Source organism: Neisseria chenwenguii (genome assembly GCF_002216145.1).
GTDB classification, from domain to species: domain Bacteria; phylum Pseudomonadota; class Gammaproteobacteria; order Burkholderiales; family Neisseriaceae; genus Neisseria; species Neisseria chenwenguii.
In genome coordinates this window covers 881,415-903,781 of the sequence record NZ_CP022278.1, presented here as the reverse complement: position 1 = coordinate 903,781, position 22,367 = coordinate 881,415, and the positions used below count along the sequence as shown (strand labels likewise).

13 protein-coding genes, 2 tRNA genes and 3 rRNA genes are annotated in these 22,367 nt (G+C 55.0%); 11 read left to right on the top strand and 7 right to left on the bottom strand.

Going from position 1 to position 22,367, the window contains the following annotated elements; genetic code table 11:
- The first annotated feature begins 122 nt into the window (after positions 1 to 122).
- From dnaE to BG910_RS12950, 4 genes are all read left to right on the top strand, one after another.
- Positions 123 to 3,554 carry a DNA polymerase III subunit alpha gene (dnaE, locus tag BG910_RS04345; RefSeq protein ID WP_089035786.1) on the top strand — a complete coding sequence of 1,144 codons (3,432 nt, stop codon included), beginning with the start codon at positions 123 to 125 and terminating at the stop codon, positions 3,552 to 3,554.
- A 238-nt stretch (positions 3,555 to 3,792) separates the two neighbouring features.
- Entirely contained in the window at positions 3,793 to 5,178 is a 1,386-nt protein-coding gene (locus tag BG910_RS04340; RefSeq protein ID WP_089035785.1) for a GntP family permease, read from the top strand.
- Between the two features lie 16 nt (positions 5,179 to 5,194).
- A complete protein-coding gene (locus tag BG910_RS04335) occupies positions 5,195 to 5,710 on the top strand; it encodes a gluconokinase (protein WP_089035784.1) in 516 nt (171 codons plus the stop codon).
- Positions 5,711 to 6,133: 423 nt separating this feature from the next.
- Positions 6,134 to 6,256, top strand: a complete 123-nt coding sequence (locus BG910_RS12950) for a hypothetical protein (RefSeq protein WP_267897812.1) — start codon at positions 6,134 to 6,136, stop codon at positions 6,254 to 6,256.
- On the opposite strand, the gene ileS is transcribed toward BG910_RS12950, so the two are convergent.
- Both ileS and ribF read right to left on the bottom strand, forming a co-directional pair.
- Positions 6,253 to 9,039: an isoleucine--tRNA ligase gene (gene ileS, locus BG910_RS04330; protein ID WP_089035783.1), complete on the bottom strand. Its 2,787-nt coding sequence runs from the start codon at positions 9,037 to 9,039 to the stop codon at positions 6,253 to 6,255. The two genes, BG910_RS12950 and ileS, sit on opposite strands and share 4 nt — an antisense overlap.
- A 196-nt stretch (positions 9,040 to 9,235) precedes the next feature.
- Positions 9,236 to 10,162, bottom strand: coding sequence for a bifunctional riboflavin kinase/FAD synthetase (gene ribF, locus BG910_RS04325; RefSeq protein ID WP_089035782.1), 927 nt, complete (start codon positions 10,160 to 10,162; stop codon positions 9,236 to 9,238).
- Between the two features lie 430 nt (positions 10,163 to 10,592).
- Between ribF and BG910_RS04320 the strand changes: the two genes are divergently transcribed.
- The 7 genes from BG910_RS04320 (at position 10,593) to BG910_RS04290 (ending at position 17,272) form a co-directional block, all read left to right on the top strand.
- A 16S ribosomal RNA gene (locus BG910_RS04320) occupies positions 10,593 to 12,133 on the top strand.
- A gap of 90 nt (positions 12,134 to 12,223) precedes the next feature.
- Positions 12,224 to 12,300: transfer RNA gene (locus tag BG910_RS04315), tRNA-Ile, on the top strand.
- A gap of 28 nt (positions 12,301 to 12,328) precedes the next feature.
- A tRNA-Ala gene (locus tag BG910_RS04310) sits at positions 12,329 to 12,404 on the top strand.
- A 331-nt stretch (positions 12,405 to 12,735) separates the two neighbouring features.
- Positions 12,736 to 15,623, top strand: a 23S ribosomal RNA gene (locus BG910_RS04305).
- Between the two features lie 110 nt (positions 15,624 to 15,733).
- A 5S ribosomal RNA gene (rrf, locus tag BG910_RS04300) occupies positions 15,734 to 15,847 on the top strand.
- The 16S, 23S and 5S rRNA genes sit together here with 2 tRNA genes alongside, the layout of an rRNA operon.
- 438 nt (positions 15,848 to 16,285) lie before the next feature.
- Positions 16,286 to 16,591, top strand: coding sequence for a ComEA family DNA-binding protein (locus BG910_RS04295; RefSeq protein ID WP_089035781.1), 306 nt, complete (start codon positions 16,286 to 16,288; stop codon positions 16,589 to 16,591).
- Positions 16,592 to 16,801: 210 nt separating this feature from the next.
- A complete protein-coding gene (locus BG910_RS04290) occupies positions 16,802 to 17,272 on the top strand; it encodes a type IV pilin protein (RefSeq protein ID WP_089035780.1) in 471 nt (156 codons plus the stop codon).
- 124 nt (positions 17,273 to 17,396) lie between these two features.
- Here the strand turns inward: BG910_RS04290 and leuS are convergent, their stop codons facing one another.
- From leuS to BG910_RS04270, 5 genes are all read right to left on the bottom strand, one after another.
- Positions 17,397 to 20,036 (bottom strand): leucine--tRNA ligase, encoded by a 2,640-nt coding sequence (leuS, locus tag BG910_RS04285; RefSeq protein ID WP_089037134.1) that lies wholly within the window; start codon positions 20,034 to 20,036, stop codon positions 17,397 to 17,399.
- 187 nt (positions 20,037 to 20,223) lie between these two features.
- Positions 20,224 to 20,385, bottom strand: coding sequence for a hypothetical protein (locus tag BG910_RS12160; RefSeq protein ID WP_157694022.1), 162 nt, complete (start codon positions 20,383 to 20,385; stop codon positions 20,224 to 20,226).
- Between the two features lie 25 nt (positions 20,386 to 20,410).
- Positions 20,411 to 21,055 carry a hypothetical protein gene (locus BG910_RS04280; RefSeq protein WP_089035779.1) on the bottom strand — a complete coding sequence of 215 codons (645 nt, stop codon included), beginning with the start codon at positions 21,053 to 21,055 and terminating at the stop codon, positions 20,411 to 20,413.
- Positions 21,056 to 21,087: 32 nt separating this feature from the next.
- The gene (locus BG910_RS04275) at positions 21,088 to 21,735 is read right to left on the bottom strand and encodes a TIGR01621 family pseudouridine synthase (protein WP_089035778.1); all 648 of its coding nucleotides are present in this window, start codon (positions 21,733 to 21,735) and stop codon (positions 21,088 to 21,090) included.
- Positions 21,736 to 21,746: 11 nt separating this feature from the next.
- A complete protein-coding gene (locus BG910_RS04270; protein ID WP_089035777.1) occupies positions 21,747 to 22,319 on the bottom strand; it encodes a TMEM165/GDT1 family protein in 573 nt (190 codons plus the stop codon).
- Between the last annotated feature and the right edge of the window lie 48 nt (positions 22,320 to 22,367).

The window sequence follows — 22,367 nt, the reverse complement described above, 5'->3', positions numbered from 1 at the left end:
GGCCGGTCATTGGCAAGCTGTTGTTTGTATAGGCCGTCTGAAAAATCTTTTCGGTTTTCAGACGGCCTGACGGCTTTTCGGCTGCTACAATACGGCCTTTAATGTTTCCGACGAAATCCGCCATGAATCCGACCTACATTCCTCTGCGCCTGCACACCGAGTTCTCGATTACCGACGGCATGGTACGCATCAAAGAAGTGGTGAAAAGAGCCAAAGAATGCGGCCTGCCGGCGCTGGGCATCAGCGATTTGATGAACGAATTCGGTTTGGTGAAATTCTATAAAGCCTGCCGCGGCGCGGGAGTGAAGCCTGTGGGTGGTGCGGATGTTTGGATTGAAAATCCCGCTGCGCCCGACAAGCCCTTCCGCGCGTTGCTGATTATCCGCAACGACAAGGGCTATCTGCGTTTGAGCGAACTGCTTACGGCGGCCTACGTCGGTAAAGACCGCAATGTCCATCATGCCGAGTTGCGCCAAAGCTGGCTGGCGGAGGGCGACAACAGCGGCCTGATCTGCCTGAGCGGCGCGCATTACGGCGAAGTGGGCGCAAACCTGCTCAACGGCAATGAGGCGGCGGCACGTATGGCGGCGGAAAAATACACGGCGTGGTTTCCGAATGCGTTTTATCTGGAACTGCAACGCCTGCCGGAACGCCCCGAGTGGGAAACGTCGGTCTCCGGCAGCGTGAAACTGGCGGAGGATTTGGGTTTGCCCGTGGTGGCGACGCATCCGGTGCAGTTTATGAACCGCGACGATTTTATGGCACACGAAACGCGGGTGTGCATCGCGGGCGGTTGGACGCTGGCGGACAAAAAACGTCCGCACGATTTTGTGGCGGGGCAGTATTTCGCATCGCCGGAAGAAGTGGCGGCGCGGTTTGCCGATTTGCCCGAAGCGCTTGAAAATACGGTAGAAATCGCCAAGCGCTGCAACCTGCACATCACGTTGGGCAAAAACTTCCTGCCGCTGTTTCCCACGCCCGAGGACATGAGTTTGGACGACTACCTGACGCAGCTTTCCAACGAGGGTTTGCAGGAACGCATGGCGCAGCTTTATCCCGACGAGGCCGAGCGTGCGGCGAAAATGCCCGAATATCAGGCGCGTTTGGATTTCGAGCTGAACATCATCATTCAGATGAAGTTTCCCGGTTATTTCCTTATTGTACAAGACTTTATCAACTGGGCGAAACAGAACGGCTGCCCGGTCGGCCCCGGCCGCGGTTCGGGCGCGGGCTCGCTGGTGGCGTATTCGCTGAAAATTACCGACCTCGATCCGCTGAAATATGCGTTGCTGTTCGAGCGTTTTCTCAATCCCGAGCGCGTGTCCATGCCCGACTTCGACGTGGATTTCTGCCAGTCCAACCGCGGGCGCGTGATTGAATATGTGCGCGAAAAATACGGAGCGGAGGCGGTCAGCCAGATTGTGACTTTCGGCACGCTGTCGTCGAAAGCCGTCATCCGTGACGTGGGGCGTGTGTTGGATTTGCCGTTTATGCTGTGCGACCGTTTGTCGAAACTGATTCCGCTTGAGGCCAACAAACCGCTGAGTTTGGAAAAAGCGATGGAGGCCGAACCGCAAATCCGCGAGCTGATTGAGGCGGAAGAGGCGGAAGATTTAATCGATCTGGCGAAAAAACTCGAAGACTTAACGCGCGGCTTGGGGATGCACGCCGGCGGCGTACTCATTGCGCCGGGCAAAATTTCCGATTACAGCCCCGTTTATCAAGCCGACGAATCCGCTTCGCCTGTGTCGATGTACGACAAAGGCGACGTGGAAGACGTGGGTTTGGTGAAGTTTGACTTTTTGGGCCTGCGCAATCTGACCATCATCGAAATGGCGCAGGAAAACATCAAAAAAACCACGGGCGATATTGTCGATGTCGGCAAAATCACCCTCGACGACCAGGCCGCCTACCAGATTTTCCGCGACGCCAACACCACTGCCGTGTTCCAGTTTGAATCGACGGGCATGAAAAAAATGCTCAAAACGGCGCATACGACCAAGTTTGAAGAACTCATCGCCTTCGTGTCGCTCTACCGTCCCGGCCCGATGGACAACATCCCCGACTTTGTCGCCCGTATGAAAGGCGGCAAGTTCGAGTATATCCATCCCCTGCTCGAACCGGTACTCGAACCGACCTACGGCATCATGGTGTATCAGGAACAGGTGATGCAGGCCGCGCAGATTATCGGCGGCTACTCGCTAGGCGGGGCTGATTTGCTGCGCCGCGCGATGGGTAAGAAAAAACCCGAAGAAATGGTGAAACACCGCGGAATCTTCGCCGAAGGCGCCGCCAAACAAAACATTCCGCGCCAGAAAGCCGACGAAATTTTCGACTACATGGAAAAATTCGCCGGCTACGGTTTCAACAAATCCCACGCCGCCGCCTACGCCCTGATTTCCTATCAGACGGCCTGGCTCAAAGCCCATTATCCCGCCGAATTTATGGCCGCCACCATGTCGAGCGAGCTGGACAACACCGACCAGCTCAAGCATTTCTACGACGACTGCCGCGCCAACGGCATCAGTTTCCTGCCGCCCGACATCAACGAATCCGACTACCGCTTCGTGCCCAATGCCAATAAGGAAATCCGCTACGCTCTCGGTGCGATTAAAGGCACGGGCGAAGCCGCCGTCGAAGCCGTTATCGCCGCGCGCCAAGGCGGCGGGAAATTTACCGGACTGCTCGATTTCTGCGAACGCGTCGGCAAGGACCACGTCAACCGCCGTACCATCGAAGCCCTCATCAAAGGCGGTGCGTTCGACAGCATCGAACCCAACCGCGCCATGCTGCTGGCCAACATCGACCTGTCCATGGCCAACGCTGACCAAAAAAACGCCAACGCCAATCAGGGCGGTCTTTTCGACATGATGGAAGACGCCATCGAACCCGTCGCCCTTGAGCCGTGCGAAGCCTGGAGCGAATCAGAAAAACTCGCCGAAGAAAAAAACGTCGTCGGTTTCTACCTCTCCGGCCACCCGTTCGGTCCCTACGCATCCGAAGTGCGCCTCATCGCCCCGACCAAATTAGGCCGTCTGAAACCGCAGGACAGCGCCCGCGTCGCTGGTTTCGCCACCGCCGTGCGCACCATGATGGGCAAACGCGGCAAAATCGCCTTCGTCACCCTCGAAGACCAAAGCGGCCAAGTCGAAATCCTCATCAGCGGCCAAACCCTCGAAGAGAGCGTCGACATCCTCAAAGCCGACCAAGTATTAATCGTCGAAGCCAAAATCAGCCGTGACGATTACGGCGGCGGCGACGGCCTGCGCATCATGGCCAACCACGTCATGACTCTGCAAACCGCCCGCGAACGCTACGCCCGCAGCCTCAGCCTCGCCCTGCGCCCCGGCCACAATATCCCGCGCCTCGCTGAAATCCTTGCCGCCAACCGCCAAACCGTGGGCAACGCCGTTCCGCTGCAACTGTCGTACAGCAACGACCACGCCTCCGGCGCGCTGAAAATCCCGCCCAAATGGATGGTCAAAGCCAACGCCGCGCTGTTCCACGATTTGGAAGAATTATTGGGGAACCGCGCGGTTAGGGTGCATTGGTAGGATTGGGGGATAAAAAAAAGGCCGTCTGAAAATTTTTTCAGACGGCCTTTTTCAGGTGTGGTATTTAAGTTTGATATAAATTATTTCCCATTTGTTCATATTAAAATTTTCTCCTAAAAAACAATTTACTTGTTTGAGTAGTATAATTTCACAGGGTTTTGTGTAGTATGAGCTTGTGGTATCTTTGTTTCGTTTGTTAAAAAACATTAATTTCAAACCATCAAAAGAGGTATTCAAAATGGACGGCTTTACCCAGACCCTGAGTACGGGAACGCTCTTGGGGATTGCAGCGGGCGCGATTCTGCTGATTCTGCTGCTGATTGTAAAATTCCGTATCCATGCGCTGGTGACGCTGGTGTTGGTCAGCCTGCTGACGGCGGTGGCGACGGGGCTGCCGACGGGTAGTATTGTGAACGATGTTTTGGTGAAAAACTTCGGGGGCACGCTCGGCAATGTGGCGCTGCTGGTCGGTTTGGGAGCGATGCTTGGGCGGCTGGTGGAAACGTCCGGCGGCGCGCAGTCGCTGGCGGATGCACTGGTGCGGCTGTTCGGTGAAAAACGCGCGCCGTTTGCGCTGGGCGTGGCTTCGCTGATTTTCGGTTTCCCGATTTTCTTTGATGCGGGTTTGGTGGTGATGCTGCCGATTGTGTTTGCCACCGCACGCCGCATGAAGCAGGACGTTCTGCCTTACGCGCTGGCTTCCATCGGCGCGTTTTCGGTGATGCACGTTTTCCTGCCGCCTCATCCTGGGCCGATTGCGGCGTCTGAGTTTTACGGCGCGAACATCGGTCAGGTTTTGATTCTCGGCCTGCCTGCGGCGGTAATCACGTGGTATTTCAGCGGTTATCTGCTCGGTCAGGTTTTGGGCAGACGCATTCATGTGCCCGTTCCCGATTTGTTGGGCGGCGGCGCCTTGGATAACGATGTGCCGAAAGCGCCGGCCAAAGCGGGTACGGTAATCGCCATCATGCTGATTCCGATGATGCTGATTTTCTTGAACACCGGTTTGGCGACGTTGATTGCCGAGGGCGTGGTCGGCAAGGATGAGGCTTGGGTACAGGCGTTGCGGATGATTGGCTCGACACCGGTTGCGCTGCTGATTTCGGTATTGGTTGCGCTGTTTGTCTTGGGTCGTGCGCGCGGCGAAAAAGGCAGCGCGCTGGAAAAAACCGTTGACGGCGCATTGGGGCCGGTCTGTTCCGTGATTCTGATTACCGGTGCGGGAGGGATGTTCGGCGGCGTATTGCGCGCATCGGGCATCGGCAAAGCACTGGCTGACAGCATGTCTGATTTGGGTATTCCTGTTTTGCTCGGTTGCTTCTTGGTTGCATTGGCACTGCGTATCGCGCAGGGTTCGGCCACTGTTGCCCTGACGACTGCCGCCGCGCTGATGGCGCCTGCCGTTGCCGCCGCAGGTTACAGCGACTGGCAGGTTGCCTGCGTAGTTTTAGCGACCGCCGCCGGTTCGGTCGGTTGCAGCCATTTCAACGATTCAGGCTTCTGGTTGGTCGGCCGCCTGTTGGATATGGACGTTCCGACCACCCTGAAGACGTGGACGGTCAACCAAACGCTGATTGCCCTAATCGGCTTCACGCTGTCTGCCCTGATGTTTATGGCCGTCTGAAAAAAGGAGGCATCAAATGACCGTACACTTCGTTATCATGGGCGTCTGCGGCTGCGGTAAAACCACCGCCGCCCTCGCCATGCAAAAACATCTCGACTGTCCCTATGCCGAGGGAGACGAGTTTCATACCCAAGCCAACCGCGACAAAATGGGCGCCGGCATCCCGCTGACCGACGAAGACCGCTATCCGTGGCTCGGTAACCTGCGCGACTGGATGACGCAGCAGGCCGAATCCGGCGCGGCGCACACCGTCGTTACCTGCTCGGCTCTCAAACGCCAATACCGCGACATCTTGCGCGGTGCAAAAGGCAAAGTCGCCTTCGTCCACCTCTCCCCGCCGCACGACACCAACCTCGAACGGATGCTGGCGCGCAAAGGGCACTACATGAAAGCCGAAATGCTGACTTCGCAACTGGCGATTCTGGAAGAATTGGGCGCAGACGAATACGGCATCAAAATCGACAACGCCGGCGCGCCCGAAGCCGTCGAAGCCGAAATTCTGGCGTGGCTCAAGACGGAAAACCTGCTTTGATGCGGAACGGACGTCAGGCATAAAAAAGGCCGTCTGAAACTTCGATGGTTGGTGAGCGGGAGGCTTAGTAACCGGGTTTCAGACGGCCTTTTATTTCGGCGATTGCCGCAACGGCTCGGGCAGGCGGAGCCGAAAATGAAGTATGCAGTACCGGCTTCGTGCGCGTTTTCTCTAATTTAATGCCGTCTGAAAACCTATTTTCTTTTTCAGACGGCATCAATTTATTGCCTGCGACCGTTGCAAAAATCAAAAAGACCGTCTGATACTTCGTCTACGTTCAGTGCAAGCACTTCGGCTACGCTCAGCACCAGAACTTTCACGAACGTCATTCCCGCGCAGGCGGGAATCCACGTTTGATTTTCTGCAACTGTGTTGAAACAAAATATTGCCTGTTTTTAACCGTAGATTCCTGCCTGCGCGGGAATGACGTCTGTTGAAAGATTAACCGTTTCAGACGGCATCATGCCGTCTGAAAACCGAAAAGGCCGTCTGAAAACCCATATCGGATTTCCAGACGGCCTTTTGTTCAAACGGCTTCGGTTTTAGGCGTAATGGCGCTCTTCGCTTTTGCCGTCCACATTATCGGCGCAGCGTTTGCACACGGTTTCGTGGCCGGCGACGCTGCCGATGTCGTCGGTGTAGTGCCAGCAGCGTTCACATTTTCTGCCTGCGCTGGCGCGGGCGGTGGCGGCGAGTTCGTCGCCTTTGTTGACGGCGGCTTTGGAAACCAAGAGGGCGAAGCGCAGCTCGTCGCCGAGGGCTTTGAGATAGCGGTAGGTTTCTTCCGGCGCGGTGATTTCGACTTCGGCCTGAAGCGATGAGCCGATGGTTTTGTCGCTGCGCAGCGGTTCGATGGCGGCAGTCACGGCTTCGCGCACTTGGCGGACAACCTGCCATTTTTCCAGCAGCGCGGCTTCGGCTTTTTCGTTGACGGCGGGGAACTCGTGCCAGGTGTGGAACAAAACGCTGTCTTCTTCGCCGCCGCCGATGATGTCCCATGCTTCTTCTGCGGTGAAGCAGAGGATGGGGGAGATCAGCAGAATGAGGCTGCGGGTGATGTGGTAGAGTGCGGTTTGGGCGCTGCGGCGGGCGTGGCTGTCGGCCGGGGTGGTGTAGAGGCGGTCTTTGAGGATGTCGAGGTAGAACGCGCCGAGGTCTTCCGAGCAGAAGGCGACGATGTCTTTCACGGCGAAGTGGAAGGCGTAGCGCGGGTAGTAGTCGCCCGCGAGGCGCTCTTGCAGTTTGCGCGCGAGGATGACGGCGTAGCGGTCGATTTCGACCATCTGGTCTTGCGGAACGGCGTGTTCGATGGGGTTGAAATCGCTCAGGTTGGCAAACAGGAAGCTCATGGTGTTGCGGATGCGGCGGTAGCTTTCGGTCACGCGTTTGAGGATTTCTTTGGAAATCGCCAGCTCTCCTGAATAGTCGGTGGAAGCCGCCCACAGGCGCAGGATGTCGGCACCGAATTCGTTATAGACTTCCTGCGGGGCGACGACGTTGCCGACGGATTTGGACATTTTTTTGCCCTCGCCGTCCACGACGAAACCGTGGGTCAGCAGCTGCTTGTACGGTGCGCGGCCAAGCGCGGCGCAACCGGTCAGCATGGAGGACTGGAACCAGCCGCGGTGCTGGTCGCTGCCTTCGAGGTACAGATCGGCCGGCCATGCCAGTTCGCCGCGCTGTTTCAGCACGGAAAAGTGGGTGCTGCCGGAATCGAACCAAACGTCCATGGTGTCGGTGAGTTTGTCGTATTGCGCGCAGTCTTCGGCGCTCAGCAGTTCGGCTTTGTCCAAGCTGAACCACGCCTCGATGCCTTTTTCTTCGATGCGTTGCGCGACTTTTTCCAAAAGCGCAGCGGAATCGGGATGCAGTTCGCCCGTTTCTTTATGCGCGAAAAACGTCATCGGCGTGCCCCAGTTGCGCTGGCGCGAAACGACCCAGTCGGGACGGCCTTCGATCATGGCTTCCAAGCGCGCGCGACCCCATGCGGGGAAGAATTCGGTGTCGTCCACCGCTTTCATGGCTTTGTCGCGCAGGGTTTTGCCGTCTGAACCGGCTTTGTCCATGCCGATAAACCATTGGCCGGTGGCGCGGTAAATCAGCGGGGTTTTGTGGCGCCAGCAGTGGGCGTAGCTGTGCTCGATTTTGGTGCTGCACAGCAGACAGCCTGTTTCGGCGAGCCACTCGAGAATCACGGGATTGGCTTCCCATACGGTCAAACCGGCTACACGCGGCAGTTCGCCGATATAGCGGCCTTCGCCGTTGACGGGGTTGTAAAGCTCGATGCCGTATTTGTTGCAGACGAAATAGTCTTCCAAACCGTGCGCCGGCGCAGTGTGTACCAAGCCCGTACCCGATTCGGTAGTCACGTGGTCGCCGTTGAGCATCAGGATGTCGCGTTCTAAAAACGGATGGTTCAGATGCAGATTTTCCAAACGGTCGCCCGTGGTTTCCGCCAAAATGCTGATGCCGTCTGAAAACCCGTAGCGTTTGAGCGCATCTTCGGCCAAATCTTTGGCCAAAACCAGTTTGCCTTTGGGCGTGTCGATTAATTGGTAAACCACTTCCGCGCCGGCGGAAACCGCTTGGCTGGCGGGCAGCGTCCACGGCGTGGTCGTCCAAATCACAGCAAAGGCTTCGCCGTCGATGTTGTCCAAACCAAACGCAGCCGCCAGCGCGGCGTTGTCTTGGAACGGATACGCCACGTCGATGGCCGGCGAAACTTTGTCTTTATATTCCACTTCCGCTTCCGCCAGCGACGAGCCGCAGTCCAAACAAAACTGCACCGGCTTCGCGCCGCGGTAGAGATAACCCGCTTTGTAGATTTCGCCCAGCGTGCGCACGGTGTCGGCTTCGGTTTTGAAATCCATGGTCAGGTAGGGGTTGTCCCAATCGCCCAAAACGCCCAAGCGGACGAAGTCTTTTTTCTGGCGCGCAATCTGCTCGGCGGCATATTCGCGGCAGAGTTCGCGGAACTTCGCTTCGGGCATACTTTTGCCGTGCAGCTTTTCCACCATCACCTCAATCGGCAGGCCGTGGCAGTCCCAACCCGGAACATACGGCGCATCGAAACCCGCCAGCGTTTTGCTGCGGATGATGATGTCTTTCAGGATTTTGTTGACGGCATGACCGATGTGGATGTCGCCGTTGGCATACGGCGGGCCGTCGTGCAGAATAAATTTCGGCCGCCCCTGCGCCTTTTGGCGCAGCTTCTGGTAACGCTTGAGCTCGTACCAGCTTTTCAGCCAGCCGGGTTCGCGTTTGGCCAGATTGCCGCGCATCGGAAACGGGCTTTCGAGCAGATTGACGGTTTTGCTGTAATCGGTCATGGTGGTTCTCGCGGATTGGGATAAGTTAAAACAGTTTTCAGACGGCATCAGGCCGCCTGAAAGAATAATATTAAGGAAGTCATTGTAGCGGAAAAGGGCTGTTTTTATAAGGGGTTTGGGGCGTTTGAAGTATCGGGAACAATATTAAAGTCAGGCCGTCTGAAGTTTTCAGACGGCCTGTGTCGTTGCGGAGGAATTACGGCTGCCAGGCTTGGGCTGCCTCGATGTCTTGCGAAATCTGTGTTTTCAGCGCTTCAATACTGTCAAATTTGGTTTCGTCGCGGAGCTTGTGCAAAAAGCGTACGTTCAGGCGTTGGCCGTATAAGTTTCCTTCAAAATCAAATAAATGCACTTCCAATTTCTGCGCACGGCTGTTGCTGACCGTCGGGTTAAACCCGAAACTCGCCACGCCGCGTTTGGTGCCGAAACTGCCGTCGGCCTCGGCAACAAATACGCCGCTCAAGGCGTAACGGTGGGGAGGGAGCTGGATATTGGCGGTCGGTGCGTTGATGGTGCGGCCGAGTTTTTTACCGTGCCGGACTTTGCCGCTCAATATATAGTCGTGCCCCAGCAGTTTGCCTGCATATTCCAAAAGGCCGTCTGAAAGCGCTTGGCGGACGGCGGTGCTGCTGGTGCGGACGTCTTCCACCAAAACAGACGGTGTGCGCTCGGTATCGATGTCGGGCTGCGCCGCCAGCATTTCAAAATCTCCTTTGCGGCCGGCACCGAAACGGAAATCGTCGCCAATCAATAAGTATCGGGTATTCAAGGCCTTGCGGAGCAGGGCGTCGATAAAGTCCTGCGCAGTCATGTCGGCAAATGCCTGATTGAAACGCAAGACCCAAACCGTATCCACGCAGCCGGTTTGGCGCAGAAGCTCTAATTTGGTACGCAGCGGGCTCAAACGGCTGGACGGCGTTTGCCGCATTTTGCAGGCAAAAAACTCTTTCGGCTGCGGTTCGAATAAAACGGCAACGACAGGCAAACCGCGCATATCGGCTTCTTGTTTGAGCTTTTGAAGAATATGCTGATGCCCCAAATGGACGCCGTCGAAATTGCCGATGGTTACCGCCGAATCTTGCGGAAATTCAGGAGGATGATGCAGGCCGAGCCGGATGTTCATAATGGATAGTGGTTTGGTGTAATAATAGGCGGCTATTGTAAACGGAATCTTTAAGCGGATAAACAGGACGGATTTTGCGGTTTGTATCGGGCCGGTCAGAAGACGGTCTATTTCAGGCGGTCCCGGTTTTTTTACGGGAGGTTGGGATTGGGGTGAAACAAAATACGTTTGTAAAACAGCGGGTTTGTATTTTTTGGTGAAATAGTTTCCGGGATATGGTTGACGCTGAGTGGTGGGGGTGTGTATAGTTCGGTTCTTCGCTGCTTTTGCAGCGGTTTTTTCGGGCCGGAGTTTGGTCCGGAAGCGTTCTTTAACAGTACAGATTACCGATAAGTGTGGGTGCTTGGGCCCCACACTGTTTGAAAGACAGGCAAGAAAAAAATCTTGTCGGTTTCTTTGAAGCAGACCAGAAGTTAAAAAGTTAGAGATTGAACATAAGAGTTTGATCCTGGCTCAGATTGAACGCTGGCGGCATGCTTTACACATGCAAGTCGGACGGCAGCGGGGGAGTGCTTGCACTTCTGCCGGCGAGTGGCGAACGGGTGAGTAATGCATCGGAACGTACCGAGTAGTGGGGGATAACTGTCCGAAAGGATGGCTAATACCGCATACGCTTTGAGAAGGAAAGCGGGGGATCGCAAGACCTCGCGCTATTCGAGCGGCCGATGTCTGATTAGCTGGTTGGTGGGGTAAAGGCCTACCAAGGCGACGATCAGTAGCGGGTCTGAGAGGATGATCCGCCACACTGGGACTGAGACACGGCCCAGACTCCTACGGGAGGCAGCAGTGGGGAATTTTGGACAATGGGCGCAAGCCTGATCCAGCCATGCCGCGTGTCTGAAGAAGGCCTTCGGGTTGTAAAGGACTTTTGTCAGGGAAGAAAGGGTTTGGGCTAATACCCCGGGCATATGACGGTACCTGAAGAATAAGCACCGGCTAACTACGTGCCAGCAGCCGCGGTAATACGTAGGGTGCGAGCGTTAATCGGAATTACTGGGCGTAAAGCGGGCGCAGACGGTTCGTTAAGCAAGATGTGAAATCCCCGGGCTCAACCTGGGAACTGCGTTTTGAACTGGCGGACTAGAGTGTGTCAGAGGGGGGTAGAATTCCACGTGTAGCAGTGAAATGCGTAGAGATGTGGAGGAATACCGATGGCGAAGGCAGCCCCCTGGGATGACACTGACGTTCATGCCCGAAAGCGTGGGTAGCAAACAGGATTAGATACCCTGGTAGTCCACGCCCTAAACGATGTCAATTAGCTGTTGGGGCACTTGATGCCTTAGTAGCGTAGCTAACGCGTGAAATTGACCGCCTGGGGAGTACGGTCGCAAGATTAAAACTCAAAGGAATTGACGGGGACCCGCACAAGCGGTGGATGATGTGGATTAATTCGATGCAACGCGAAGAACCTTACCTGGTCTTGACATGTACGGAATCCTTCGGAGACGGAGGAGTGCCTTCGGGAGCCGTAACACAGGTGCTGCATGGCTGTCGTCAGCTCGTGTCGTGAGATGTTGGGTTAAGTCCCGCAACGAGCGCAACCCTTGTCATTAGTTGCCATCATTAAGTTGGGCACTCTAATGAGACTGCCGGTGACAAGCCGGAGGAAGGTGGGGATGACGTCAAGTCCTCATGGCCCTTATGACCAGGGCTTCACACGTCATACAATGGTCGGTACAGAGGGTAGCCAAGCCGCGAGGTGGAGCCAATCTCACAAAACCGATCGTAGTCCGGATTGCACTCTGCAACTCGAGTGCATGAAGTCGGAATCGCTAGTAATCGCAGGTCAGCATACTGCGGTGAATACGTTCCCGGGTCTTGTACACACCGCCCGTCACACCATGGGAGTGGGGGATACCAGAAGTAGATAGACTAACCGCAAGGAGGTCGTTTACCACGGTATGCTTCATGACTGGGGTGAAGTCGTAACAAGGTAGCCGTAGGGGAACCTGCGGCTGGATCACCTCCTTTCTAGAGAAAGAAGGGGTTTTGGCATCCACACTTATCGGTAAACTGTATAGAAGATGCAGGACGGTACCGCATGGTACGGTCAAGGACCTTGGGTTTGTAGCTCAGCTGGTTAGAGCACACGCTTGATAAGCGTGGGGTCGGAGGTTCAAGTCCTCCCAGACCCACCACAAGACGGCAGCCGGAAGGTAGTACACTGGGGGCATAGCTCAGTTGGTAGAGCACCTGCTTTGCAAGCAGGGGGTCATCGGTTCGATCCCGTTTGCCTCCACCATTACTTCCCAAATCAAAGCAGATTGAAGAGTCTGTTTTGATTTGCGGAGTAGATGGCAATATCGAACGCATCGATCTTTAACAAATTGGAAAGCCGAAATCAACAAACAAAGACAATGTCGGTTTGATTTGAAGATTCTGTTTGCAAAAGCAGGCAGGTTGGAGAAGCAAACCACAGTATTTGGGTGATGATTGTATCGACTTAACCCTGAAACACAAAAGGCAGGGTTAAGACACAACAAGCAGTAAGCTTTATCAAAGTAAAGACTTCAAGCCAAGTTGCCTAGTCAACGGGAACGAAAGCGGAGTCAGAGAGGTTCTTGAAATGATAGAGTCAAGTGAATAAGTGCATCAGGTGGATGCCTTGGCGATGATAGGCGACGAAGGACGTGTAAGCCTGCGAAAAGCATCGGGGAGCTGGCAATAGAGCTATGATCCGGTGGTGTCCGAATGGGGAAACCCACTGCATTCGGTGCAGTATCCCTACCTGAATCCATAGGGTAGGAGAAGCGAACCCGGAGAACTGAACCATCTAAGTACCCGGAGGAAAAGAAATCAACCGAGATTCCGCAAGTAGTGGCGAGCGAACGCGGAGGAGCCTGTATACGATAGCCGTTGAGATAGAAGAACAAGCTGGGAAGCTTGACCATAGTGGGTGACAGTCCCGTATTCGAAATTTCAACGGTGGTACTAGGTATACGAAAAGTAGGGCGGGACACGTGAAATCCTGTCTGAAGATGGGGGGACCATCCTCCAAGGCTAAATACTCATCATCGACCGATAGTGAACCAGTACCGTGAGGGAAAGGCGAAAAGAACCCCGGGAGGGGAGTGAAACAGAACCTGAAACCTGATGCATACAAACAGTGGGAGCGGACAAGTTCCGTGACTGCGTACCTTTTGTATAATGGGTCAACGACTTACGTTCAGTAGCGAGCTTAACCGGATAGGGGAGGCGTAGGGAAACCGAGTCTTAATAGGGCGACTAGTTGCTGGGCGTAGACCCGAAACCGAGTGATCTATCCATGGCCAGGATGAAGGTGCCGTAACAGGTATTGGAGGTCCGAACCCACGCATGTTGCAAAATGCGGGGATGAGCTGTGGATAGGGGTGAAAGGCTAAACAAACTCGGAGATAGCTGGTTCTCCCCGAAAACTATTTAGGTAGTGCCTCGAGTATGAGACTGATGGGGGTAAAGCACTGTTATGGCTAGGGGGTTATTGCAACTTACCAACCCATGGCAAACTAAGAATACCATCAAGTTGCTCCTCGGGAGACAGACAGCGGGTGCTAACGTCCGTTGTCAAGAGGGAAACAACCCAGACCGCCAGCTAAGGTCCCAAATGACAGATTAAGTGGTAAACGAAGTGGGAAGGCCCAGACAGCCAGGATGTTGGCTTAGAAGCAGCCATCATTTAAAGAAAGCGTAATAGCTCACTGGTCGAGTCGTCCTGCGCGGAAGATGTAACGGGGCTCAAATCTGTAACCGAAGCTGCGGATGCCGCAAGGCATGGTAGGGGAGCGTTCTGTAGGCCGAAGAAGGTGTGTTGTAAAGCATGCTGGAGGTATCAGAAGTGCGAATGTTGACATGAGTAGCGATAAAGCGGGTGAAAAGCCCGCTCGCCGAAAGCCCAAGGTTTCCTACGCAACGTTCATCGGCGTAGGGTGAGTCGGCCCCTAAGGCGAGGCAGAAATGCGTAGTCGATGGGAAACGGGTTAATATTCCCGTACTTTGATTCAATGCGATGTGGGGACGGAGAAGGTTAGGTTAGCAAACTGTTGGAATAGTTTGTTTAAGCCGGTAGGTGGAAGACTTAGGCAAATCCGGGTCTTCATAACACCGAGAAGTGACGACGATTGTCTACGGACAAGAAGTAACCGATACCACGCTTCCAGGAAAAGCCACTAAGCTTCAGTTGGATCAGAACCGTACCGCAAACCGACACAGGTGGGCAGGATGAGAATTCTAAGGCGCTTGAGAGAACTCGGGAGAAGGAACTCGGCAAATTGATACCGTAACTTCGGGAGAAGGTATGCCCTCTGACGTGAAGGACTTGCTCCGTAAGCGTTGGAGGGTCGCAGAGAATCGGTGGCTGCGACTGTTTATTAAAAACACAGCACTCTGCTAACACGAAAGTGGACGTATAGGGTGTGACGCCTGCCCGGTGCTGGAAGGTTAATTGAAGATGTGAGAGCATCGGATCGAAGCCCCAGTAAACGGCGGCCGTAACTATAACGGTCCTAAGGTAGCGAAATTCCTTGTCGGGTAAGTTCCGACCCGCACGAATGGCGTAACGATGGCCACACTGTCTCCTCCCGAGACTCAGCGAAGTTGAAGTGGTTGTGAAGATGCAATCTACCCGCTGCTAGACGGAAAGACCCCGTGAACCTTTACTGTAGCTTTGCATTGGACTTTGAAGTCACTTGTGTAGGATAGGTGGGAGGCTTAGAAGCAGAGACGCCAGTTTCTGTGGAGCCGTCCTTGAAATACCACCCTGGTGTCTTTGAGGTTCTAACCCAGGTCCGTGATCCGGATCGGGGACCGTGCATGGTAGGCAGTTTGACTGGGGCGGTCTCCTCCCAAAGAGTAACGGAGGAGTTCGAAGGTTACCTAGGTCCGGTCGGAAATCGGACTGATAGTGCAATGGCAAAAGGTAGCTTAACTGCGAGACCGACAAGTCGAGCAGGTGCGAAAGCAGGACATAGTGATCCGGTGGTTCTGTATGGAAGGGCCATCGCTCAACGGATAAAAGGTACTCCGGGGATAACAGGCTGATTCCGCCCAAGAGTTCATATCGACGGCGGAGTTTGGCACCTCGATGTCGGCTCATCACATCCTGGGGCTGTAGTCGGTCCCAAGGGTATGGCTGTTCGCCATTTAAAGTGGTACGTGAGCTGGGTTTAAAACGTCGTGAGACAGTTTGGTCCCTATCTGCAGTGGGCGTTGGAAGTTTGACGGGGGCTGCTCCTAGTACGAGAGGACCGGAGTGGACGAACCTCTGGTGTACCGGTTGTGACGCCAGTCGCATTGCCGGGTAGCTAAGTTCGGAAGAGATAAGCGCTGAAAGCATCTAAGCGCGAAACTCGCCTGAAGATGAGACTTCCCTGAGGGTATAACCCTCCTGAAGAGCCGTTCGAGACCAGGACGTTGATAGGTCGGGTGTGGAAGCGCGGTAACGCGTGCAGCTAACCGATACTAATTGCTCGTGAGGCTTGACTCTATCATTTGAAGAATTTCAGAGATAAAAGCTTACTGATGATTTGATCATCACCATACAGTTGATTTGCCAATCCTGAGGGATTGCGGCTTTACCGGTTTGTACAGTTTAAGTTTGGCGGCCATAGCGAGTTGGTCCCACGCCTTCCCATCCCGAACAGGACCGTGAAACGACTCAGCGCCGATGATAGTGTGGTTCTTCCATGTGAAAGTAGGTCACTGCCAAACACCCATTCCCAGCCCCCGACGATGTCGGGGGCTTTGTTTTTGGACGGAGCAAACGGTGGAGAAAACAAAGAGAGGGTGCAAAAGAGGCGATGCAGGGGAGGCGGATAAGAGCGGGTAAGGGGGTAGCCGATGGGGGAGGAAGGGGTTGTGCTGTCAGTCAGGAAAGGGAGGGCTGTAGGAAGGGAAAGTGAGTGAGAAGAGAGTGAGGGGCGGACGGGAATGCAGATAAGGGAAAAAGACAAACGGTTCCGGTGTTGTTCGGATGAAACATTTGATGACTATAAATGCCACGATAATCAGAAAGGGTTTAAAACGGCGTGGAAAGTTATTTATCATAACGACTGGTGCATCGGTGCAGCCGCGGAAAAACAGCCGGCGGTTGGGCGGATGCGGTGAGTGTTTGGACATTACGGATTTCACAGGAAACGGAAAAAAATCATGAAAAAATTCATTTTTGCTGCGGTAGCGGCATTGGGTACAGCGCTGTCGCTGGCGGCAGTCAACATCAATACTGCGGGTGAGGCCGAGCTGGAAACGCTGCCGGGTGTGGGTCCGGCCAAAGCGAAGGCGATTGTGGCCTACCGTAGTCAGCACGGACAGTTTAAGAGTGTGGACGAGCTGAAGAACGTCAAAGGCATCGGCGAAGGCATTTTTGCGAAGCTGAAGGCCGAGGTGGCGGTTGGCGGTGCGCCTGCGAAGAAGGCAGCCGTACCGGCAGTGAAACAGCCGGTGGTGAAGAAATAGGGCAGATCCTGCCGGAGGCCGTCTGAAACCGGAAACGGGGTCGGGCGGCCTTTGCTGCATCTGCGGGACGGAAAAAAGGTCAAAGTTCCGGTAGTCGGTTAGAAATACGGAATACCTGATGCCGTCTGAAACGGTTCAGACGGCAACCGAAGTTATTTCCATGTCTGTTATAGTAAAACGGCACACGGCAAAGTAGACAAAAGGGAAACAATGAAACAGATTCATCCGCAAACACGGCTTTCCGGCTTTACCTTGACGGAACTGTTGGTCACGCTGGCCATTACCGGCATTTTGGCGACGGTTGCCTATCCGCTCTATCGGGATCATGTCCGTGCTGCGAATCTGCGGGCTGCCCATGCGGCGCTGTTGGAGAATGCGCAGTTTATGGAGCGGTTTTATGCGCAGCGGGGGAGTTTTAAGGCGAATTCGACGACCTGGCCGGAGTTGCCGGTTAAGGAGGCGGGCGGATTCTGTATCCGTTTAAACGGAAATCCGCGTGGGGCGCGGGCGGATAAGTTTATGCTGAAGGCGGTGGCGAAGGATCATGAGGGCGAACCGCGGGTGCTGAAGCTGGACGGGGGTTTGTCGGCGGTGTTGTGCGGGCGTTCGGACAGCCGGTGTACGGACGGGAAGGCGTATTTCGGCGGGGGCGGGGATAAGGAGTGCCGGCCTTTCGGGTAAAGCCTTGGATGAAGGTGGGGGCCTTTGTAAAAAAACAGCCCAAAACGGGTACCCCCGTTTTAGACCGGTAATTTCTACGGCTCGGGCCGTCTGAAAATTCAGACGGCCTTTGTTTCCTTCAAAATTAAACCACAATATTCACCAAACGTCCGGGAACGACGATGATTTTTTTGGCGGCTTTGCCTTCCATAAAGCGGGCGGCGCCGTCGGTTGCCAGCGCGGCGGCTTCGAGGTCGGCTTTGGATGCGTCGGCGGCGACGGTGATTTTGCCGCGCAGTTTGCCGTTGACCTGAACCATGATTTCGATTTCGGATTTGACCAGCGCAGCTTCGTCAACTGTCGGCCAGCCGATGTTCCACAGGTTTTCAGACGGCCTCAGGCTGCTCCAGAGGGTTTCGCAGATGTGCGGCACAATCGGCCACAGCAGGCGCACGGCGGTTTCTAAGACTTCCTGTGCGACGGCGCGGCCTTGTTCGCCGGCGGTGTCGGTTTTGTCGAACTGGTTTAAGAGTTCCATCACGGCGGCGATGGCGGTGTTGAACTGCTGGCGGCGGCTGTAGTCGTCGCTGACTTTGGCGATGGTGCGATGCAGTTTGTGGCGCAAGTCTTTGAGTTCTTTACTCAAACCGTCTTGATTGCCGCTGAACGCCGCAACCGCGCCGCCCTGTTGCAGGTATTCATACACGGTGCGCCAGAGGCGGCGCAGGAAGCGGTGTGCGCCTTCGACGCCGCTGTCGCTCCATTCCAGCGACTGTTCGGGCGGGGCGGCGAACATCATGAAGAGGCGCGCGGTGTCGGCGCCGTAGGCATCAATCAGGGCTTGCGGATCGACGCCGTTGTTTTTCGATTTCGACATTTTTTCCGTACCGCTGATGACGACGGGAAGGCCGTCGGCTTTCAATACGGCGGAAACGGGGCGGCCTTTTTCGTCGAAACTCAGCCCGACATCGGCGGGATTGATCCAGTCTTTGCCGCCTTTGTCGTTTTCGCGGTAATAGGTTTCGCAAACAACCATACCTTGAGTGAGCAGGCGTTCGAACGGCTCGTCCACTTTGACCAAGCCTTCGTCGCGCATCAGTTTGGTGAAGAAACGCGCGTAGAGCAGATGCAGAATGGCGTGTTCGATGCCGCCGATGTATTGATCGACCGCACCCCAGTATTGCGTGGCTTCGGGGTTGACCATACCATCTGAAAACTTGGGCGACATGTAGCGGAACTGATACCAGCTCGATTCCATGAAAGTATCCATGGTATCGGTTTCACGCTTGGCCGGCTTGCCGCAGCAGGGGCAGGCGGTTTCGTAAAACTCGGGCATTTTTGCCAGCGGCGAACCCATACCGTCGGGCACGACGTTTTCAGGCAGAACGACGGGCAGTTGGTCGGCGGGGACGGGGACGTCGCCGCATTGTTCGCAATGGACGATGGGAATCGGGCAGCCCCAGTAGCGTTGGCGCGAAATACCCCAGTCGCGCAAGCGGTATTGGGTTTTCGGTTCGCCCGCGCCTGATGCCTGCAGTTTTTCCGCCATCGCGTCATAAGCCGTCTGAACGCTCAATCCGTCAAACTCGCCGCTGTTGATTAATTTGGTGTGTTCTTTTTCGGCATACCAATCCTGCCATTGCGTTTTATCGTATTCAGACGGCCTGTTGTCCAGATCGACGACTTGCGTAATCGGCAAATCATATTTCAGCGCAAACGCAAAATCGCGCTCGTCGTGGGCGGGAACGACCATTACCGCGCCGTCGCCATAGCCCCACAAAACGTAGTTGGCAATCCACACTTCCAGCTTGTCGCCGTTGAGCGGATTGATGACGAAACGGCCGGTCGGCAGACCTTTTTTTTCCATTGTCGCCATATCGGCTTCGGCCACGCTGCCGGCTTTGCATTCGGCGATAAACGCCTGCAATTCAGCATTGCCTTCGGCGGCGGCGGTTGCCAGCGGATGCTCGGCGGCAACGGCCACAGCACACGCGCCGAATACGGTGTCGGGGCGGGTGGTGTAAACCTGTACAAATTGCGCCGCATCGCCGTTCAAACCCGCTTTACTGGTTTCATCGACAGCGAAACGGATGGTCATGCCGCGCGATTTGCCGATCCAGTTGCGCTGCATGGTTTTAACCTGTTCCGGCCAGTTTTCCAATTTATCCAAATCATTGAGCAGCTCTTCGGCGTAATCCGTGATTTTGAAGTAATACATTGGGATTTCGCGTTTTTCGACCAATGCGCCGCTGCGCCAGCCGCGCCCGTCGATTACCTGCTCGTTGGCCAAAACGGTCTGATCGACCGGATCCCAGTTGACCGTGCCGTTTTTGCGGTACACGATGCCTTTTTCAAACAGCTTGGTAAACAGCCATTGCTCCCAGCGGTAGTAATCGGGTTTGCAGGTGGCGATTTCGCGCTGCCAGTCGATGGCGAAGCCCAGACTTTTGAGCTGGGTTTTCATGTATTCGATGTTGTCGTATGTCCAAGCTGCGGGCGCGACGTTGTTTTTCATCGCCGCGTTTTCAGCCGGCATTCCGAACGCATCCCAACCCATCGGCTGCAACACGTTGAAACCGTTGAGCAGCTTGAAACGGCTCAGTACGTCGCCGATGGTGTAGTTGCGCACATGCCCCATGTGCAGCTTGCCGCTCGGATAGGGGAACATTGAGAGGCAGTAGTATTTCGGTTTGGAAGCGTCTTCGGATACGTTGAACAGGCGGGCTTCTTCCCACTTCGCCTGCGCCGCCGGCTCGATGGCGGACGGTTGGTATTGCTCTTGCATGATATTGTCGCTCTGAAAAAGGCGTTGAATAAAAAATAAGCCGTAATTATAGCCCATTCAAGGAGTTGGCGGTATGGCGGATTGAACGCAGAAGGCCGTCTGAAAACACCGGCTGCCGAGCGTAGCGGTTCGACTAAGCTCGCCAACCATCAAAGTTTTCAGACGGCCTTCAGTAGGATTTCCGATATTATTTTCTCTGCTTGAAAACGGTATAAAGAACGGCAGTAAGAACGCCGACGGAAATCAGACTTTCCAGCAGTAATTTTAAAGGGGATTTATCGGGATAAAGCAGAATATTGGCTGCCGATACTGTCAAAACACCCAAGACAGACTTTAACAGCAGTTTCATTGAAATAGTGCCTGCGGCTGGACTATCAGCGGCGCATTTCGCCCTGAATCGCCCGAATATTGGCTTCTCGGTCTTTCACCGCCTGATTCAGACGGCTGATTTTCGCCACATCGCCTTTTTTCTGCGCTACGCTCAACTGCGCTTTGGCGCGCACCAGCGCGGCCTGCTCGTTGCGCACTTCGTTTTGCAGAATCTGCTTGCGCGTCAGCTGCGGCTTGGATTTGGCCGCAGGGGCGGCAATAACGGGGGCGGGGATGATTTTGGCTTTGCGGTTGAGTTCGGCGGCACGCTCTTTGGCCGATTTCAAATCTGCCGTTCCCGCCGTTCCGCCCTTGCGAAGTTTGATGTTCAGGCGGGGATTGGCCGCATCGGCGGAATTGGTTACGCTGCCGCTTTGTTTGCTTGTCAGGATTTTGATGTCGTCGACCTCGGGCGCGGCTTCGCCGGGCGGCTCTTTCAGGTTGATTTTTTCGGGCTGCGCCTGTTGGGCGGTTTCATCGGAGATTTCCGCTGTGCCGTCGGTTTGGGAGGCCGTGCAGTCTTTGCCGACTTTTTTATTGGTAAAGACGGGCGTGCCGTCAACGTTGCAGATATAGTTTGCCGCCTGCGCCTGCCATGTAGTCAGGCCGAGAATCAATGCAGGAAGCAGTCGGGTGTAAATCGTTTTCATGCTGTTGTGTGTCTTTTCAATAGGAGCGGCCATTATACTATGCCGTCTGTTAACTGCTTGACGGGAACGGTTAACGCTTTTATTTTTTCAGACGGCCATTCTTTACCCAAAGGCGCAGAGATTTCCAGCGTGCTGCCGTGCCGGTCCAAACAGATTTTCCAGGCATGAAGAAACAGGCGCGGCGCCGGGCTGCCGCCGTAGCGGCTGTCGCCCAGAAGCGGGCTGCCGAGGCTTTTCGCCGCAACGCGCAACTGATGGGTTTTACCCGTGTGCGGCTCGAGAATAAACAGCCGCAGGCTGTTTTCCAAGCCGAAACTCTGAAAGCGGGTCACGGCAAAATTTTCCGCCGCACGCGTCAGCTTCCACGAACCGCGCCGCGATTTTTCCATTCCGCCCTTAACCCAGCCCTGCTTTTTCGACGGCTTGCGGTCGCTCAAAGCCAGATAGGTTTTCTTCACCGCCTTGTCCGTAAACATCTGCGCAAGTTCAGACGCCGATTCTGCGTTTAAAGCCAACAGCAAAACCCCGCTCGTTTCCTTATCCAAGCGGTGCACCAGCCAAAGCCGCGCCACACCAAGCTGCGCGGCCAAATCGGGCAGCAGCGATTCCTGCTGCACCGCCACCCCGCAAGGCTTGTTAACCGCGACAAAATCTTCGTTGCGAAACAGAATCTCAAACATTTTCAGACGGCCTAACCCAGCGCAATTCCCCGCCCTGCCAGCGTCACCAAGCCCAATACGCAAAACAGCACGCAGGCCGCGATGCGCACAGCTTTGGCGGGAATTTTCTTCATCAGCATCTCGCCCAGATACACTACCGGCACATTCGCCAGCATCAGCCCCAGCACGCTGCCCGCCACCACCATAAACAATGCCTGATATTTCGCCGCCAGCAACACCGTCGCAATCTGCGTTTTATCACCGATTTCCGCCAGAAAAAACAGCACCACCGTCGCACCAAACGCCCCGTATTTCAGCCATTTGCTGTCGGGATTATCGTCTTTGTCTGGCAGCAGCAGCCACAGCCCGACCGCAATAAAACTGCCGCCGACGATCCATTTCACCATCTCGGGTGACACAAACTGCGCCAGCCACACGCCCAAAGAAGCCGAAACCAGATGGTTTAACAGCGTCGCCACAAAAATGCCCGCCACAATCGCATTTTTCTGCGCAAAACGGGCGGCAAGAAACAAGGCCAAAAGCTGGGTTTTATCACCGATTTCGGTGATGGCGACGCCGAGCGTCGAGGAAAGGAAGGCTTCCATTTTTTAGATACTCAAACCGAAAACGCGGGCGGGAAAGCGCCGCAGATA

What these genes read in the sequence shown, in the direction of transcription:
- dnaE (WP_089035786.1), top strand. Translation starts at nt 123, where the DNA reads ATGAATCCGACCTACATTCCTCTGCGCCTGCACACCGAGTTCTCGATT.
- BG910_RS04340 (WP_089035785.1), top strand. Translation starts at nt 3,793, where the DNA reads ATGGACGGCTTTACCCAGACCCTGAGTACGGGAACGCTCTTGGGGATT.
- BG910_RS04335 (WP_089035784.1), top strand. Translation starts at nt 5,195, where the DNA reads ATGACCGTACACTTCGTTATCATGGGCGTCTGCGGCTGCGGTAAAACC.
- BG910_RS12950 (WP_267897812.1), top strand. Translation starts at nt 6,134, where the DNA reads ATGACGTCTGTTGAAAGATTAACCGTTTCAGACGGCATCATGCCGTCT.
- ileS (WP_089035783.1), bottom strand. Translation starts at nt 9,039, where the DNA reads ATGACCGATTACAGCAAAACCGTCAATCTGCTCGAAAGCCCGTTTCCG.
- ribF (WP_089035782.1), bottom strand. Translation starts at nt 10,162, where the DNA reads ATGAACATCCGGCTCGGCCTGCATCATCCTCCTGAATTTCCGCAAGAT.
- BG910_RS04295 (WP_089035781.1), top strand. Translation starts at nt 16,286, where the DNA reads ATGAAAAAATTCATTTTTGCTGCGGTAGCGGCATTGGGTACAGCGCTG.
- BG910_RS04290 (WP_089035780.1), top strand. Translation starts at nt 16,802, where the DNA reads ATGAAACAGATTCATCCGCAAACACGGCTTTCCGGCTTTACCTTGACG.
- leuS (WP_089037134.1), bottom strand. Translation starts at nt 20,036, where the DNA reads ATGCAAGAGCAATACCAACCGTCCGCCATCGAGCCGGCGGCGCAGGCG.
- BG910_RS12160 (WP_157694022.1), bottom strand. Translation starts at nt 20,385, where the DNA reads ATGAAACTGCTGTTAAAGTCTGTCTTGGGTGTTTTGACAGTATCGGCA.
- BG910_RS04280 (WP_089035779.1), bottom strand. Translation starts at nt 21,055, where the DNA reads ATGAAAACGATTTACACCCGACTGCTTCCTGCATTGATTCTCGGCCTG.
- BG910_RS04275 (WP_089035778.1), bottom strand. Translation starts at nt 21,735, where the DNA reads ATGTTTGAGATTCTGTTTCGCAACGAAGATTTTGTCGCGGTTAACAAG.
- BG910_RS04270 (WP_089035777.1), bottom strand. Translation starts at nt 22,319, where the DNA reads ATGGAAGCCTTCCTTTCCTCGACGCTCGGCGTCGCCATCACCGAAATC.